Annotated in this window: 11 protein-coding genes; 7 read left to right on the top strand and 4 right to left on the bottom strand. The window is 71.1% G+C overall.

Annotation, left to right across the window (positions count from 1 at the left end; translation table 11 throughout):
• The first annotated feature begins 92 nt into the window (after positions 1 to 92).
• Positions 93 to 737 (top strand): superoxide dismutase, encoded by a 645-nt coding sequence (locus ACFYNU_RS00670; RefSeq protein ID WP_356589965.1) that lies wholly within the window; start codon positions 93 to 95, stop codon positions 735 to 737.
• 120 nt (positions 738 to 857) lie between these two features.
• Here ACFYNU_RS00670 and ACFYNU_RS00675 read toward each other — a convergent pair whose 3' ends face one another.
• Entirely contained in the window at positions 858 to 2105 is a 1248-nt protein-coding gene (locus tag ACFYNU_RS00675; RefSeq protein WP_356589963.1) for an MFS transporter, read from the bottom strand.
• A gap of 133 nt (positions 2106 to 2238) precedes the next feature.
• On the opposite strand from ACFYNU_RS00675, the gene ACFYNU_RS00680 reads away from it, so the two are divergent.
• Complete coding sequence (locus ACFYNU_RS00680; protein WP_356589961.1) at positions 2239 to 3000, top strand: TetR/AcrR family transcriptional regulator; 762 nt, start codon at positions 2239 to 2241, stop codon at positions 2998 to 3000.
• 31 nt (positions 3001 to 3031) lie between these two features.
• On the opposite strand, the gene ACFYNU_RS00685 is transcribed toward ACFYNU_RS00680, so the two are convergent.
• Entirely contained in the window at positions 3032 to 3670 is a 639-nt protein-coding gene (locus ACFYNU_RS00685) for a DsbA family protein (RefSeq protein ID WP_356589959.1), read from the bottom strand.
• A gap of 160 nt (positions 3671 to 3830) precedes the next feature.
• On the opposite strand from ACFYNU_RS00685, the gene pepN (ACFYNU_RS00690) reads away from it, so the two are divergent.
• The 4 genes from pepN (ACFYNU_RS00690) (at position 3831) to ACFYNU_RS00705 (ending at position 12474) form a co-directional block, all read left to right on the top strand.
• Positions 3831 to 6440, top strand: coding sequence for an aminopeptidase N (gene pepN / locus ACFYNU_RS00690; protein WP_356589957.1), 2610 nt, complete (start codon positions 3831 to 3833; stop codon positions 6438 to 6440).
• 218 nt (positions 6441 to 6658) lie between these two features.
• Positions 6659 to 7726 (top strand): hypothetical protein, encoded by a 1068-nt coding sequence (locus ACFYNU_RS00695; RefSeq protein ID WP_356589955.1) that lies wholly within the window; start codon positions 6659 to 6661, stop codon positions 7724 to 7726.
• Positions 7727 to 7922: 196 nt separating this feature from the next.
• Positions 7923 to 11228 (top strand): S8 family serine peptidase, encoded by a 3306-nt coding sequence (locus ACFYNU_RS00700; protein WP_356589953.1) that lies wholly within the window; start codon positions 7923 to 7925, stop codon positions 11226 to 11228.
• A gap of 217 nt (positions 11229 to 11445) precedes the next feature.
• Entirely contained in the window at positions 11446 to 12474 is a 1029-nt protein-coding gene (locus tag ACFYNU_RS00705) for an aspartate-semialdehyde dehydrogenase (protein WP_356589951.1), read from the top strand.
• Between the two features lie 142 nt (positions 12475 to 12616).
• On the opposite strand, the gene ACFYNU_RS00710 is transcribed toward ACFYNU_RS00705, so the two are convergent.
• The gene (locus ACFYNU_RS00710) at positions 12617 to 13114 is read right to left on the bottom strand and encodes a DUF1203 domain-containing protein (RefSeq protein WP_356589949.1); all 498 of its coding nucleotides are present in this window, start codon (positions 13112 to 13114) and stop codon (positions 12617 to 12619) included.
• A 192-nt stretch (positions 13115 to 13306) separates the two neighbouring features.
• On the opposite strand from ACFYNU_RS00710, the gene pepN (ACFYNU_RS00715) reads away from it, so the two are divergent.
• Positions 13307 to 15877: an aminopeptidase N gene (gene pepN / locus ACFYNU_RS00715; protein ID WP_356589947.1), complete on the top strand. Its 2571-nt coding sequence runs from the start codon at positions 13307 to 13309 to the stop codon at positions 15875 to 15877.
• 84 nt (positions 15878 to 15961) lie between these two features.
• Here the strand turns inward: pepN (ACFYNU_RS00715) and ACFYNU_RS00720 are convergent, their stop codons facing one another.
• Positions 15962 to 16864, bottom strand: a complete 903-nt coding sequence (locus tag ACFYNU_RS00720) for an NAD(P)-binding domain-containing protein (RefSeq protein WP_356589945.1) — start codon at positions 16862 to 16864, stop codon at positions 15962 to 15964.
• Positions 16865 to 16899: the final 35 nt, after the last annotated feature.

The following is a 16899-nucleotide window of genomic DNA, read 5'->3' on the forward strand; positions in this document are numbered from 1 at the left end:
GGACCAGGACCGGCGCCTGATCAACACCGGGCCCTCTTGCTGTTAGCGTGCAGTTGCATAGGATGCGCAATAAGCAGCAGGAGGGCTCGGCCATGGCCATCTACACACTCCCTGAACTCCCCTACGACTACGCGGCGCTCGAACCGGTCATCAACCCGCAGATCATCGAGCTGCACCACGACAAGCACCACGCCGCGTACGTGAAGGGTGCGAACGACACCCTGGCGCAGCTGGACGAGGCGCGCGACAAGGAGTCCTGGGGCGCGATCAACGGCCTCCAGAAGAACCTCGCGTTCCATCTGTCCGGCCACATCCTCCACTCGATCTACTGGCACAACATGACGGGCGACAACGGCGGCGGCGAGCCGCTGGCGGCCGACGGTGTCGGTGACCTCGCGGACGCGATCACCGAGTCGTTCGGCTCCTTCGCGGGCTTCAAGGCCCAGCTGACGAAGGCCGCGGCGACGACGCAGGGCTCCGGCTGGGGCGTGCTGGCGTACGAGCCGGTCAGCGGCAGGCTGATCGTGGAGCAGGTCTACGACCACCAGGGCAACGTCGGGCAGGGCTCCGTGCCGGTCCTGGTCTTCGACGCCTGGGAGCACGCCTTCTACCTCCAGTACAAGAACCAGAAGGTGGACTTCATCGAGGCGATGTGGCGCGTCGTCAACTGGCAGGACGTGGCCAGGCGTTACGCGGCGGCGAAGGAGCGGGACGACGTCCTGCTGCTCGCGCCCTGACGCGACCGGCCACCCCCACAGGCGTCCTGCTCGTGATCGTCTTCTCAACCTTCACCTGCCGGACGGAATGACGAAGGACCCCCGCGAGGACATGACTCGCGGGGGTCCTTCCGTACGTCCCTACTCGGCCGGCGCGGCGAGCGTGGCCCGGCGGAGCGCCGGGAAGGCCGCAGCCACCGCGAGCGCGGCCACCACGCAGACCACTCCCCCGGTCACGACGGCGGCCGACGCGCTCGTCAGCTCCGCGAGGAAGCCGACCGCCGCGTTGCCGAGCGCCGGTGAGACCGTCGCCTGGACCATCCACAGACTGCTGACCCGGCCCCGCAGACCGTCCGGTGTGCCGTGCTGGAGGAGCGCCGAGCGCAGGGTCTCGGATATGAGGTCGCCGAGCCCGGCGAGGGCGAGCAGGACCAGCGCGAGGGGCAGCAGCGAGGTGAGCCCGAAGCCGGTCAGGGAGACACCCCACAGCAGTACGGCTCCGATCAGCGCGTGGCCGCCGGCGCGGGCGGTCCAGCCGCTGGTCGCGGCGCCGACGAGGGCGCCGAGCGCGGGTGCGGCGTACAGCAGACCGACCACACCGGGGCCGCCGCCGAACTGCTCGTCGGCCAGCACCGGATAGAGGGCCTGGGGCATCGTGAAGACCATCGCCGCCACGTCGATGAGCAGCAGCCCGACGATCAGGCGGTGCCCCCGGATGAAGCGCAGCCCGTCGCCGACCGCCGCGAAGGCCTGCCGTACGCCCTTGCCGGGCGCGGGGTCCTTCGCGGGCGGCAGCGGGCGTACGAAGAGCAGCGCCACCGAGAAGACGAGGAATCCCGCCGCGTCGACGGCGTAACAGGCGGCGAGGCCGGGCCCGGCGATGAGCAGACCGCCGACGGCCGGTCCCAGCAGCGCGGCGAACTGTGTGGACGCGGCCGTCAACGCGCCCGCCGCCGCGAGGCGTTCGGTGCCGACGAGCGCGGGGATGGCGGCGAGCATCGCGGGCCCGCCGAGCCCGGCGAGCAGCCCGGTGCAGCCGGTCGCGACGTAGACGACCCAGAGCCGGGGCTCGGGCTGGAGGGCGTTGACCGCGAGGGCCGCGGCGACGAGGGTCAGCGGCAGCCGGGTGAGGAGCATCAGCTTCCGGCGGTCCACCCGGTCGGCGAGCACACCGCCCACGAGGACACCCACCACCAGCGGGAGCGCGCGGGCGAGGCTGACGAGGCCGATCTGGAGCGGTGAGCCCGTGAGGTCGTAGATCTGTACGGCGACGGCGACGCTCGTCATCAGGGTGCCGAACAGGGCGCCGACGAAGCCCGCGTAGAGCAGCCGGAAGTCGCGGTTCTCGCGGAGCGGGGTGACATCCATGACGAGGCCGGCCAGGCGCATGTACGACTCCAGGAAGAGGCTGGGCGAGAGGTTAGGTGAGCCTTGCCTGAGCAACCTTGGACGTCCATGAGCTTAAAGTCAACATGTGTGAAGTTCAGTGCCCGGCCCGGCCGGTTGTTAGCCTCGGGCCCTGATGAGCAGCGACCATCCGCCGGCCCGGCGCCGGCCCACCCACCGCAAGGGACGCGCCACCCTCACCCGGGAATCCGTGGGGCGGGCGGCGCTGGACTTCCTCGGGGAGCACGGGGCCGCCGAGCTGACGATGCGGTCGCTGGCCGCCGAACTCGGGGTGTCACCGCGGGCGCTCTACAACTACGTCGAGGACCGGCGCGATCTGATCACCGTCGCCGCCGAGATCTTCGAGGCGGCGTGGCGGCCCCCGGAGCTGGACCCGGCGCCCGGCCGCTGGCGGGAGTCGCTGCGCGCGTTCTGCCGTGATCTGCGGGCCCATCACCGGGCCCATCCGGGCATGACCACACTGGCGTTGAGCGAGAACATCACGGCCGCCCGGCATCCGGTGATGCTGCGGAACGTGGACGCGCTGATCGGGTTCTTCGCGGGCGCCGGGCTCTCGCCGCAGGACGCCTACCGCGCGTGCATGGAGTCGATCAGGCTGGTCGTGGGCTTCGTGGAATTCACGGACTCGCTCCACGACCGGCCGCCCGCCCACCTGGACCCGGCGGAGCTGGGGCAGTCGCCGCCGCCCTGGCTGCGCGCGCAAGCGGGAAAGGCGGAATCGTCAGGGGAAGCGGGGGGATCGGTGGACGAGGTGGAGTTGGCACACCTCGGCGGGGCCGGCGAGCTGGAGCCCGACTCGCCGGACACCCTCTTCGAGTTCTCCCTGGACGTGTTCGTCGAGGGGATCGCGGCCCGCGCGCGACGGCGCGGGCCGTAAGCCCGGAGCAAGCCCGGAGGGACGGACGGGCTCAGTCGAAGATCGGACCCTGCGTACGGGTGCGCTTGATCTCGTAGAAGCCGGGGATCGACGCGACCATCAGCGTGCCGTCCCACAGCTTGGCGGCCTCCTCGCCCTTGGGCGCGGGGGTGACGACCGGACCGAAGAAGGCGATCTGCTCGCCGTCCGAGCCGGGCACCGCGATCACCGGGGTGCCGACCTCCTGGCCGACCTTGTCGATGCCTTCCTTGTGGGAGGCGCGCAGCTCGGTGTCGTACGTGTCCTTGTCCGCGTACTCGATGAGGTCCGCCGGCAGGCCGACGTCCGCCAGCGCGGCGGAGACGGTCTCCAGGCTGTTGCCGCCGCCCTGGTTGTGGATACGGGTGCCGAGGGCGGTGTAGAGCTTGCCGACGACCTCGTCGCCGTGCAGCTGCTGGGCGGCGATCACGACGCGGACCGGGCCCCACGCGGCCTTCAAGCCCTCGCGGTACTGCTCGGGCAGTTCGTCGAGCTTCGACTCGTTCAGCACGGCCAGGCTCATGACGTGCCAGCTGACCTCGACGTCCCTGACCTTCTCCACCTCCAGCATCCAGCGGGAGGTCATCCAGGCCCAGGGACAGATCGGGTCGAACCAGAAGTCGACCGGTGTCTTGGCCTTGGTCTCAGTCATGGGGGTGTCTCCTCGGAAATGAAAGGGTGCGCTCCGCTGATGGGCAACGTATCGGGCAACGCCACGGGGCGCCGCAGTCATTCCCGGCACCTGTACCCCGGGTGCCGCGTGGGAGAATTCGAACCGTTGTAGGCAAAAACACGCACACGAAGGAGTGCCCGTGCCCGGTGAGAATCTGTCCCGCGACGAGGCCCATGAGCGGGCCGAGCTGCTTTCCGTCGACGGGTACGAGGTCGCCCTCGACCTCCGTTCGGCGGTCGGTGAGACGCCGGACAACTCGCCGGGGAGCGACGCGGCACGCACCTTCCGCTCCGTGACGACGATCCGCTTCCGGTCGGCGCAGCCGGGCATCGCGACCTTCGCCGACCTGGTGGCGCCGAGCGTGACGTCCGTGACGCTGAACGGGCGCCCGCTGGACCCGTCCGTCGTGTTCGACGGGTCACGGATCGCGCTGTTCGGGCTGGCCACCGAGAATGTGCTGGTCGTGGACGCGCAGTGCGCGTACAGCCGGACGGGCGAGGGCATGCACCGCTTCGTCGACCCGGAGGACGGCGAGGTCTATCTCTACACGCAGTACGAACCGGCCGACGCGCGCCGGGTCTTCGCCAACTTCGAACAGCCCGATCTGAAGGCGCCGTTCACCTTCGAGGTGACCGCGCCGGAGGGCTGGACGGTCTGGAGCAACGGTGCGGCGACGGGGTCCGGCGCCGGGACCGGGCGGTGGACGTTCGCCCCGACCAGGCCCATCTCGACGTACATCACGGCCGTCGTGGCGGGGCCGTACCACCACGTCACCGATGTGTACCGGCGCGCGCTCCCCGACGGCTCCACCCTGGAGATCCCGCTCGGCGCGCTCTGCCGCAAGGGTCTCGCCCGGCACTTCGACGCCGACGACATCTTCCGGGTGACCAAGCAGGGCCTGGACTTCTTCCACGACAACTTCGACTATCCGTACCCCTTCGGCAAGTACGACCAGGCGTTCGTGCCGGAGTACAACATCGGCGCGATGGAGAACCCCGGCTGTGTGACCTTCCGCGAGGACTACGTGTTCCGGGGCAAGGTCACCCAGGCGTCGTACGAGCGCCGCGCGAACGTCATCCTGCACGAGATGGCGCACATGTGGTTCGGCGACCTCGTCACGATGCGCTGGTGGGACGACCTGTGGCTGAAGGAGTCGTTCGCCGACTTCATGGGCGCGCTGTCACTGGCGGAGGCGACGCGCTTCACCAACGCCTGGGTCACCTTCGCCAACAGCCGCAAGTCGTGGGCGTACCGCGCGGACCAGCTGCCGTCCACCCATCCGGTCACGGCGGACATCCGTGACCTGGAGGACGCCAAGCTCAACTTCGACGGCATCACCTACGCCAAGGGCGCGTCGGTGCTCAAGCAACTCGTCGCGTACGCCGGGCGCGAGGCGTTCCTGGAGGGCGCGCGGCGCTACTTCAAGCGGCACGCGTACGGGAACACCAGCCTCGGCGATCTGCTGTCCGTGCTGGAGGAGACGTCGGGGCGCGACATGACGTCGTGGTCGCGCTCCTGGCTGGAGACGGCGGGCGTCAACTCCCTCACCCCGGCGGTCATCTACGACGCCTCCGGGCGGGTGACCGAGCTGGCGGTGCTCCAGGAGGCCGCCGACTCCCATCCCGAGCTGCGCCCGCACCGGGTGGCCGTGGGGCTGTACCGGCGCGAGAGCGTGGACGCTGAGCTGGTCAGGTACGCGAGGGCCGAGGTCGACGTCGAGGGGCCGCGCACGGTCGTCACGGAGCTGGCCGGGGCCGAGCGGCCCGATCTGATCCTCGTCAACGACGACGACCTGACGTACTGCAAGATCCGTTTCGACGAGGGCTCGCTGGAGACGCTGCGCGAGCACCTCGGCGAACTCACCGACCCGCTGGCGCGGGCGCTGTGCTGGTCGGCGCTGTGGAATCTGACGCGTGACGCTCTGATGCCGGCCCGGGACTTCATCGGCCTGGTGCTGCGGTTCGCCGGGCGCGAGTCGGACATCGGTGTGCTCCAGACGCTGCACGCCTCGGCCCTGGGCGCGCTGGTCCACTACGCGGCGCCGGGGTGGCGCGAGGAAGGCGGGGCCGCGCTGGCGGAGGGCGCGCTGCGGGAGCTGCGGCTGGCCGAGCCGGGCAGTCAGCACCAGCTGACCTGGGCGCGGTTCTTCGCGTCGACGGCCACCTCGGACGCCGACTTCCAGCTGCTGCGGGGCCTGTTGGACAACACGGCGAAGATCGACGGTCTCGACGTCGACCAGGAGCTGCGCTGGAGCTTCCTGCGCCCGCTGGCCTCGCACGGTCTGGCGGACGAATCCGTGATCGCGGCCGAACTGGCCCGCGACGACACGGCGTCCGGCAAGCGCCACCAGGTCCGCTGCCTGGCGGCGCGGCCCTCGGCGGAGGTCAAGGCGACCGCGTGGGCGGACGTCGTGGACTCCGACGCGCTGTCGAACGCGCTGGTGGAGGCGACGATCGCGGGCTTCGCGCAGCCGGGGCAGCGGGAGTTGACCGCGCCGTACGCGCGGAAGTACTTCGAGGCGATCGAAGGGGTATGGGCGGCGCGCTCGATCCAGATCGGCATGGACGTGGTCCGGGGCCTGTACCCGAGCCTCCAGGACCGCGAGGAAACGCTCCACGCGACGGACACCTGGCTCACCACCCACCCCGAGTCCCCACCGGCCCTGCGCCGCCTGGTACTCGAGGCCCGGGACGACCTGGCCCGAGCCCTGTCCGCCCAGGCATGCGACGCGGCGGCGGCGGAGCTGTGACGGCCCGGGGCGCGGCGCGCGCGAAGCGGGCGGGGTAGCCGGGGCGCCCCGGCCCGGGCCGGGGCGCGGGCCGAGTGCGCCGGTGGATCGGGGGCAGCCGGACGCGCGCCGTCTGGTCGGCAGTCGAACGTCCGTACTTTAGGGCGAGCTTGTCCGGGTTTGTCGACGGGCTCGTAACAGCGGTTAGCGGGTGGGGCGTTCGCGGGGAAGTCCCGGGCATGAACAACTCCTTCACCTCCCGGGGCGGCGAAACCCCCTCCCCGCTCAGCCACCTCGACGGCGCGCGGTCGCGCGTGCTGTCCGCCGCGCAGCTGCGTGAGCACGGTGTCGGCGCCGCCCGGGCCGCCGCGCGCTGCGCGCCCGGGGGGCCCTGGCAGCAGTTGCTGCCGGGGGTGTTCCTGCTGCGTCAGGGACCGCCCACCGGCGAAGAGCGCCTGCGGGGCGCGCTGTTGTACGCGGGGCGGCGCCCGGCGCCCGGTGCGGCGCGCGGCAATGTCCCCGCGCAGCCCGCCGAGTCGGTGGTCCCGACGGACGCCGCCATGATCACCGGCCTCGCCGCACTCACCCTGCACGGTCTCGCCGCCGCCCCCGCGCTGACCGCCCTGCCCCACATCGACGTACTCGTCCCCCGTACCCGCCGGCTGCGCTCCACGGGCTTCGTCCGTATCGTGCGCGCCCACGCGCTGCCCGCCGCCGAGCGCGTCACCGGACTGCCCGTCGCGCCCGTCGCGCGCGCCCTGGCCGACGCGGTCGCCGGGCTCACCGACGCGGCGGCCGTACGCCGGCTGCTGACCGAGGCGGTACGTGCCGCGCACTGCGAACCGGCCGCCGTCGTACGGGAGTTGGGCCAGGCCCGGTTGCTGGGCCGACCGCATGTCGTGGCCGCCGTGGACGCGCTGCTCGCCGCCGGCCGGGCGCTCGCCGAGGGCCGGCTGTACGAGATGGTGCGGACGTACGGGCTCCCCGAGCCGGTCTGGAACGTCGACCTGCGGCTGCCGGGCGGCCCGCATCTCGGCGGCCTGGACGCCTACTGGCCCGACCACGCGGTCGCGGTGGAGCTGGACACCCGCGCCCCGCGCCACGGGCGCACCCCGCAGGACGACATCGAGTGGTCGCGGTGCGCCCGCAAGCGTGAGCATCTGGAGCGGCTGGGCATCGCGGTCGTCCATCTGACGCCCGGGAAGCTGCGGGACTCGCCTGAGTTGCAGGCGACCGTGGTGCGTACGGCCCTGCTCGCGGCGGCCGACCGGGAGCCCCCGGCGCGGGTGGTCGTCCTCCCGAGGTGACGGCCACCGGCACCGGCAGGGCGCCAAAAAGCCCGCATATAAGGCGGTTGGTCCTCGATGGCGGATGCGGCGCGGTGGCGGATGTACGCCACCGCCGATTCCCGGCATCGACAGCTCTCCACAAACCCTGGTCATTTACGCAAAGCTGAGCGGTCATCCGGTACCGAAATCCGGACTGTCTCTTTCACAAGCAGGGATGCTGATGACCTCCGAATCCGAGAGCTCCATATCCGGTCCGAGACGCGTGGCTCGGGTCGCCGCCGCCACGGGCCTCGCAGCCGCGCTGATAGCCACCGGCGCACTGCCTGTCTTCGCCGCTCCGGCTGCCGACGACCCGGCCGCCTCCGCACCGGTGAAACCCGCCGACTCCGCTTCCAAGAAGCTCGGTTCGGCCGATGTCGACCTGCTCGACAAGGCCGTCGCCGAGGGCGAGAAGAACGTCACCGTCATGGTGGCCACGGCCCCGGGCCAGACCGAGCAGGTCTCCGACCAGTTCGACGCCGTCTCCGGCGCGGTGGTCGGCAAGACGTACGACAAGCTCGGTTACGTACGGGCCACCCTGCCCACCGGCAAGGCCGAGGCCGCGCTCAAGGCGGCCGGGAAGCTCTCCTCCGTCCACGGCATCGACCTCAAGCACGAGATCGAGCTGGACGACCCGACGCCCGCCGCCGACACGGTGAAGGGCGCGGCGAAGGCCAAGGGCGCCAAGGCGTCGGTGGCGCCCGGCGCGAACACCCCGGCGAAGAACCCGTTCAACCCGTCCTTCGAGACCGGTGCGGTGGACTTCGTCAAGCAGCACCCGAAGGCCGACGGCCGCGGGGTCACCATCGGCATCCTGGACTCCGGCATCGACCTGGGTCACCCTTCGCTCCAGAAGACCAGCACCGGCGAGCGCAAGATCGTCGACTGGGTCACGGCGACGGACCCGGTCAACGACGGTGACGGCACCTGGCGTCCGATGCAGCTCGACGTCAAGGGCCCGTCGTTCACGGTCAACAACCGTGCCTACACGGCCCCCGCCGGCTCCTACAAGTTCAACCTGTTCGCCGAGTCCGCCACGCGCGGCGGCGACATGGCCGGGGACCTGAACCGCGACGGCGACACCACCGACGTGTGGGCGATGCTGTACGACCCGGGCACCCGGACCGTGCGTGTCGACCTCAACAACGACGCCAAGTTCGGCAACGACAAGATCATGAAGCCGTACCGCAACGGCTTCCAGGTCGGCTACTTCGGCGAGGACAACCCGAAGACCGAGATCGTCGAGCGCATCCCGTTCGTCGTCGAGGTCCGCGAGGACGTCGTCAACAACGCCGGTGTGAAGTCCGACTACGTCAACATCGGTGTCATCGAGGGCTCGCACGGCACGCACGTCGCCGGTATCACCGCGGCCAACAGCCTGTTCGGCGGCAAGATGAACGGCGCGGCGCCCGGCGCCCAGCTGGTCTCCTCGCGCGCCTGCACCTGGAGCGGCGGCTGCACCAACATCGCCCTCACCGAGGGCATGGCCGACCTCGTCATCGAGCGCGGCGTGGACATCGTCAACATGTCCATCGGCGGACTGCCCGGTCTCAACGACGGCAACAACGCGCGCGCCGAGCTGTACAACCGGCTCATCGACACCTACGGCGTCCAGCTGGTGATCTCCGCGGGCAACGACGGCCCCGGCACCAACACCATCAGCGACCCCGCCGTCGCGGACAAGGTCATCTCGGTCGGCGCCTCCATCTCGAAGGAGACCTGGGCGGCGAACTACGGTTCGGTCACCACGGTCGACTACGACATGATGCCGTTCTCCGCCCGCGGTCCGCGTGAGGACGGTGGCTTCGCGCCGATCATCACGGCCCCCGGCGCCGCCATCAACACCACGCAGACCTGGTACCCCGGCGGCCCCGTCGCCGAGGCCGGTTACACCCTGCCGCCCGGCTACTCGATGCTCCAGGGCACCTCGATGGCCTCGCCGCAGGCGACCGGCGCGAGCGCGCTGCTGCTCTCGGCGGCCAAGCAGGAGGGGATCGAGCTGACGCCCGCGAAGCTGCGGACGGCGCTCACCTCCACCGCCACCAAGATCGCCGGCAAGAAGGCGCACGAGCAGGGCGCGGGCCTCATCGACGTCGTCGGCGCGTGGGACTCGATCCAGGACGGCGCCAAGGCCCACGAGTACGCGGTCAAGGCCCCGGTCGACACGTCGATCGACTTCGCGCTGAAGACCCCGGGCTTCGGCACCGGTGTGTACGACCGCGAGGGCGGCCTCCAGGCCGGCAAGAGCCGGACGTACGACGTCACCATCACCCGCACCACCGGCCCCAACCGCCTGGTGGAGCACCAGCTCAACTGGAAGTACAACGACGGCACCTTCAAGCTGCTGAGCGGCAAGAAGGTCAAGCTGCCGAAGAACAAGGCGGTCACCGTGACCGTGCAGGCCAAGCCCGACCAGGCGGGCGCGCACAGCGCCATCCTGGAGCTGGACGACCGCTCCACCACCGGTGTGGACAAGCAGATCCTCACCACGGTGGTCGTCTCGAAGAAGCTGGCGAAGCCCTCGTTCACGTACTCGTCCCTGGGCTCGGTCGAGCGCAACGGCACCGAGTCGTACTTCGTCACCGTCCCTGAGGGCGCCAAGACCCTTGAGGTCGCGCTCGGCGGACTCGCGGAGGGCAGCCAGACCCGCTTCATCAGCCTCCACCCGCAGGGTGTGCAGATGGAGGACAGCTCGACGATCTTCTGCTACCCGAACTACGAGAACCCGGCCAACACCTGCCGTCCGGACCTGCGTTCGTACGCGGACCCGACGCCGGGCGTCTGGGAGATCGAGGTCGAGTCGCGTCGTACGTCGCCGCTGCTGAACAACCCGTACAAGCTGGACGTCACGGTGCTGGGTGCCTCCTTCGACCCGGCGGTCACCACGCTCCCCGAGGCCAAGATCGGTACGCCGACCCCGGTCGACTGGACCGTGACCAACAAGTTCGCCGCCATCGACGGCAAGCTCGCGGGCGGCTCGCTCGGCTCGGCGAAGGTCGACCGGCCTTCGATCGGCCAGGGCGAGGAGAAGGAGACGACCGTCACCCTCGGTGCGGGCGTCGAGCGCCTGGACGTCGCCATCGGCGGCACCTCGGACGCCTCGGCCGACCTGGACCTCGCGGTCTTCAGGGACGGCGTGCTCGTCGGCCAGGCCGCCGACGGCGACTCCGAGGAGGCCGTCAGCCTGATCGAGCCGGCAGCCGGTGAGTACACCTTCGTGGTGGCCGGCTACTCGGTCCCGGCCGGGACCACCGAGTACGACTACCGGGACGTCTTCTACTCGGCGTCGCTCGGCGAGGTCACGGTCGGCGACGCTCCGGTGAAGCTCGCCAACGGCGCGTCGGCGGAGGTCTCCGCCGAGGTGACGGTGGCCGGCGCGGCTCCGGAGGGCCGGCAGTTCTTCGGCGAGGTCCAGCTGCTGAACGCACGCGGTACGGCCGCGGGCACCGGCAGTGTCGTGATCGAGAAGGTCCTGCCGTAGCGGCGGGTCATACGTAAGGAGGGGGCGGGCGTCCGTACGGGCGCCCGCCCCTTACGCGTGACAGGACCCGTGGCATGACACGTGACGGGACGTGCGGCCGGCCGTGTGAGCGGCGTCGCACCCGTCCCGACCGGCGGAATGGATTGGACAAGGCGGCCTCGGACAGACGCATCATGGACGCGGCACCCGGGCCGCATGTACGTACGGAGGAGTCCCTGTGAAGGTCGGAATCGTCGGAGCCACCGGTCAGGTCGGCACAGTCATGCGCACCATCCTGGCCGAGCGGAACTTCCCGGCCGACGAGCTGCGGCTGTTCGCCTCCGCCCGTTCGGCGGGCTCGACCATCGAGTGGCGGGGCGAGCCCGTCACCGTCGAGGACGCGTCGACCGCCGACTACACCGGCCTGGACATCGTGCTCTTCTCCGCCGGCGGCGCCACCTCCCGGGCGCTCGCCGAGAAGGTGGCCTCGCAGGGCCCGGTCGTGATCGACAACTCGTCCGCCTGGCGCGGTCACCCCGAGGTCCCGCTGGTGGTCTCCGAGGTCAACCCGCACGCGGTCGCGGACCGGCCCAAGGGCATCATCGCCAACCCGAACTGCACCACGATGGCCGCGATGCCCGTGCTGCGCCCCCTGCACGACGAGGCGGGTCTCACCGCGCTCGTCGCCACCACCTACCAGGCCGTGTCCGGCTCCGGCCTCGCGGGCGTCGCCGAGCTGCACGACCAGGCCCGCAAGGTCGTCGAGAACGCCGACCGGCTGACCTTCGACGGCGACGCCGTCGACTTCCCCGAGCCCACCGTCTACAAGCGCCCGATCGCCTTCAACGTGCTGCCGCTCGCGGGCTCGATCGTGGACGACGGCTCCTTCGAGACGGACGAGGAGCAGAAGCTCCGTAACGAGTCCCGCAAGATCCTGGAGATCCCGGGGCTGAAGGTCTCCGGGACCTGTGTACGGGTGCCGGTCTTCTCCGGGCACTCCCTCCAGGTCAATGTCCGCTTCGAGCGCCCGATCAGCGTGGAGCGGGCGTACGAGCTGCTGAAGGACGCCCCCGGCGTCGAGCTGTCCGAGATCCCGACACCGCTCCAGGCGGCCGGCAAGGACGCCTCCTACGTAGGCCGCATCCGCGACGACGAGACGGTGGAGAACGGACTGGCGCTGTTCGTCTCGAACGACAACCTGCGCAAGGGCGCCGCGCTGAACGCGGTGCAGATCGCCGAGCTGGTCGCGGCGGAGCCGCGCGGCTGAGCGCCGCCTTCTCCTACAGAGGACGCCTCTCCACCGAGCGGGGCGGCCGGCCTTCCACGGAGGCGGGCCGCCCCGCCGTCACGACCGCGCCCCCCGACGCCACCACGACCGCTGACGGCCGGGACGGCCGCCGTCCCGGCCGTCAGCGGCGGACCTCGTACAGGAAGCAGCCGTACTCCACGGCGCGTACATGGACGAGCGCGACCTCCGGGTCCGCGAAGGCCTCGGCGAACGCCTCGTCGAAGCCCTCCTCGGCGGCTTCGGGGATCTCCAGCAGCCGGCCGCCGACGATCCGCCCCTCGGAGTCGTAGCGGCGCACGGTGCGCAGCGCCCCCGCCCTGTCGAAGGGGTAGCCGGCCCGGTCGGCGGCCGGTCCCTCGCAGCTGTCGGCGTGGATGAAGACCGGGCCCTGCTCGTCGTACGCGCCCGGCCTGGCCCAGGTCTCGGCGGCCCAGCGGCGCAGCGGGGCGTAGGTGACGAGCGCGATCCGCTCGCCCGCGCGGCTGCGCCGCAGACAGCAGCGCAGCGGGGCGCCGCCCTCGGTGTCGGTGTAGGGGCTGCTGGTGGCGCCCCCGTCGTCGGTGTCGCGGAGTTCCTTGAGGACGGTGGGCTCGATGGGCCGTGCGGTGTGCTGTGTCATGCGTCCGAGCCTCGCGCCCACGCGCGTGCTTGACCGGCGGTTTTCGGACGTCGCGGTACGGCTCCGGGCCGACGCGAAGTCGGGGCGAAGTCGGCGCGAAGTCGGCCCGGGGCGACGTGATTACCGCCGGGCGGTGGACCGGGTCCGCATGGAAGGATGGGCGAAAACGTACCGATCCGAGGAGATGACCGGGTGCCTGGCACAAATCTGACCCGCGAAGAGGCGCAGGCGCGGGCGCGCCTCCTCACCGTTGACTCGTACGAGATCGACCTCGACCTCAGCGGCGCTCAGGAGGGCGGGACCTACCGGTCCGTCACGACGGTGCGCTTCGGGAGCGCGGAGGCCGGGGCGGAGACCTTCATCGATCTGGTGGCGCCCGCCGTGCACGAGGTCGTGCTGAACGGCAAGCCGCTGGACGTGGCCGTGGTCTTCCGGGACTCGCGTATCGCGCTGCGTCATCTGCGTGAGGGCGCGAACGAGCTGACGGTGGTGGCGGACTGCGAGTACACCAACACCGGTGAGGGCCTGCACCGGTTCGTCGACCCGGTCGACCAGCAGGCCTATCTGTACACGCAGTTCGAGGTGCCGGACGCGCGGCGCGTGTTCGCCAACTTCGAGCAGCCGGACCTCAAGGCGACGTTCCGCTTCACCGTGACGGCCCCCGAGGGCTGGACCGTCGTCTCGAACTCCCCCACGCCGGAGCCCGAGGGGACCGTGTGGCGCTTCGAGCCGACGCCGCGGATCTCGACGTACATCACCGCGCTGATCGTCGGCCCGTACCACTCGGTGCACAGCACGTACGAGAAGGACGGCCGGTCGGTGCCGCTCGGCGTCTACTGCCGGCCCTCGCTCGCCGAGTACCTGGACGCGGACGCGATCTTCGAGGTCACGCGGCTCGGCTTCGACTGGTTCCAGGAGAAGTTCGACTACGCGTACCCGTTCGACAAGTACGACCAGCTGTTCGTGCCGGAGTTCAACGCGGGCGCGATGGAGAACGCGGGCGCCGTCACCATCCGCGACCAGTACCTCTTCCGGTCGAAGGTGACGGACGCGGCGTACGAGATGCGCGCCGAGACGATCCTGCACGAGCTGGCGCACATGTGGTTCGGCGACCTGGTCACCATGGAGTGGTGGAACGACCTGTGGCTGAACGAGTCGTTCGCGACGTACACCTCCATGGCGTGCCTCGCGCACGCGCCGGACTCGCGGTGGCCGCACGCGTGGACGACGTTCGCCAACTCCATGAAGACATGGGCGTACCGGCAGGACCAGCTCCCGTCGACGCACCCGATCATGGCGGAGATCGCCGATCTGGACGACGTGCGCGTCAACTTCGACGGGATCACGTACGCGAAGGGCGCCTCGGTCCTCAAGCAGCTCGTCGCGTATGTCGGTCAGGACGAGTTCTTCCGGGGCGTACAGGCGTACTTCAAGGCGCACGCGTATGGCAACACGCGCCTGTCGGATCTGCTGGGCGCGCTGGAGCAGACCTCCGGCCGTGATCTGAAGACCTGGTCGAAGGCCTGGCTGGAGACGGCCGGCATCAATGTCCTGCGGCCGGAGATCGAGCTGGACGAGGCGGGGAACGTGGTCTCCCTCGCCGTACGGCAGGAGGCGCCGGCGCTGCCCCCGGGCGCGAAGGGCACGCCGGTGCTGCGCCCGCACCGCATCGCGATCGGCTGCTACGACCTGGACGGGGACGGCAAGCTCGTCCGCACCAGCCGGATCGAGCTGGACGTCGACGGCGAGCTGACGCGGGTGGAGTTCCCGGCGGACACCCCGCGCCCGGCGGTCATCCTGCTCAACGACGACGACATGAGTTACGCGAAGGTCCGTCTCGACGCGGAGTCGCTGCGGGTCGTCAGCGCGCACCTCGGGGACTTCACCGAGTCGCTGCCGCGCGCGCTGAGCTGGGCGTCGGCGTGGGACATGACGCGTGACGGCGAACTCGCCACACGTGACTACCTGGCGCTGGTCCTGTCGGGCATCGCCAAGGAGACGGACATCGGCGTCGTGCAGTCGCTGCACCGCCAGGTGAAGCTCGCGCTGGACCTGTACGCGGCGCCGGAGTGGCGCGAGGCGGGGCTCTCGCAGTGGTCGGATGCGACGCTGGCGCATCTGCGGACGGCGGAGCCGGGCAGCGACCATCAGCTCGCCTGGGCCCGGGCCTTCGCGGCGACGGCCCGTACACCGCAGCAACTGGACCTGCTCCAGGGGCTGTTGGACGGTTCGGAGTCGGTCGAGGGGCTGGCCGTGGACACCGAGCTGCGCTGGGCGTTCGTCCAGCGGCTGGCGGCGGCCGGGGTGTTCGACGAGGAGGAGATCGCCGCGGAGTACGAGCGCGACCGTACGGCGGCGGGCGAGCGGCACGCCGGGGCGGCGCGTTCGGCGCGGCCGACCGAGGAGGCGAAGGCCGAGGCGTGGGCGTCGGTCGTGGAGTCCGACAAGCTCCCGAACGCGCTCCAGGAGGCGGTCATCGGCGGCTTCGTCCAGACGGACCAGATCGAGCTGCTGGCGCCGTACGCGGAGAAGTACTTCGCCGCGGTGAAGGGCATCTGGGACTCGCGCAGCCACGAGATGGCGCAGCAGGTCGCGCTGGGCCTGTACCCCGCGCTCCAGATCGGGCAGCCGACCCTGGACGCGACGGACGCGTGGCTGGAGACGGCGGCGCCGAACGCGGCGCTGCGGCGTCTGATGTCGGAGTCCCGGGCGGGCGTGGAACGCGCGATGCGCGCCCAGGCGGCGGACGGCGCGGCGAGCTGAGCGGCACGCCGGGGTGACCAGGTGACCAGGTGACCAGGTGACGAGGTCGGGGGGCGGCTCTTCGGGGCCGCCCCCCGACCGGGTTCACCCGGCTCTCGGGGGGTCTCTGAGGACCTCCACCAGGGCCGAGACGCTGTGGTCGGCGTGGCCCGCCGCGACCGCACGGCGGATCAGGTCGTTCAACGGGGCGTGCCAGGCGATGTCGATGCCCGCCTCGGCGCCCAGCTCGGCGTCGTGGGGGATGGCGTCGTGGAAGAGGCGGACGGACGAGGCGGCCTCGGTGTAGTCACCGGTGTCGATCTCCTCCGCCAGTGTGGGCAGAATCGCGGCGATGGCCTCCAGCCACTTCACGCTGTAGGGGATCAGTGTGCGCGCGGGCAGTCCGCGGGCCGTGACGAGCGCGGCGCCCTCGAAGAAGCCGACCAGGGCCGGCAGGAGCGTGGCGCCCACCGCCGACTCGTACAGCGCCGCGAGATCCACGTCGGTGCCGAGATGGACGGTGTCGCCGCCCAGCACGCGCAGCGTCTCCACATGGTCGTCGAAGACCGCGCGGTCGCCGCTGTAGTAGAGGAGCGTGTCCGGCTCCCCGACGGCCGCCGGTACGTTCTTCACCGCGCCGTCGAGGAATCGGGCGCCCCGGCCGGCCATCCAGGCGGCCGTCCTGCGGGCGCCGGCCGGGGTCCCGCTGTTCAGGGTGACCACGGTGCGGCCGGCGAGCGCGGCGGCGGCCGGTGCCAGCACGTCGAGCGTGACCTCGTACGTGCTCAGGCAGGTGACCGTCAACGGGCTCGCGGCGACCGCCGCCGCTACCGCGCTCTCGTGGGTCGCGCCGAGGGCGACGAGCGGCGCCGCCCTGTCGGGGTCGCGGTTCCAGACGGTCGTCGGGTGTCCGGCCGCGACGAACGCCTCGGCCAGTGCCGAGCCCATCGAGCCGAGACCGACGACGGTCACGGGCGTACGGGGCGGGACGCGGTTGTCCTCGGGCATACGGGGGCTCCCATCCAGAACTCGGCCGCGCGGTG

The sequence above is a fragment of the Streptomyces sp. NPDC006643 genome (assembly GCF_042870175.1).
Classification (GTDB): domain Bacteria; phylum Actinomycetota; class Actinomycetes; order Streptomycetales; family Streptomycetaceae; genus Streptomyces.

Excerpts from the sequence above, each read along its gene's own strand:
- ACFYNU_RS00670 (WP_356589965.1), top strand. The coding sequence starts at position 93 with ATGGCCATCTACACACTCCCTGAACTCCCCTACGACTACGCGGCGCTC.
- ACFYNU_RS00675 (WP_356589963.1), bottom strand. The coding sequence starts at position 2,105 with ATGCGCCTGGCCGGCCTCGTCATGGATGTCACCCCGCTCCGCGAGAAC.
- ACFYNU_RS00680 (WP_356589961.1), top strand. The coding sequence starts at position 2,239 with ATGAGCAGCGACCATCCGCCGGCCCGGCGCCGGCCCACCCACCGCAAG.
- ACFYNU_RS00685 (WP_356589959.1), bottom strand. The coding sequence starts at position 3,670 with ATGACTGAGACCAAGGCCAAGACACCGGTCGACTTCTGGTTCGACCCG.
- ACFYNU_RS00695 (WP_356589955.1), top strand. The coding sequence starts at position 6,659 with ATGAACAACTCCTTCACCTCCCGGGGCGGCGAAACCCCCTCCCCGCTC.
- ACFYNU_RS00700 (WP_356589953.1), top strand. The coding sequence starts at position 7,923 with ATGCTGATGACCTCCGAATCCGAGAGCTCCATATCCGGTCCGAGACGC.
- ACFYNU_RS00710 (WP_356589949.1), bottom strand. The coding sequence starts at position 13,114 with ATGACACAGCACACCGCACGGCCCATCGAGCCCACCGTCCTCAAGGAA.
- ACFYNU_RS00720 (WP_356589945.1), bottom strand. The coding sequence starts at position 16,864 with ATGCCCGAGGACAACCGCGTCCCGCCCCGTACGCCCGTGACCGTCGTC.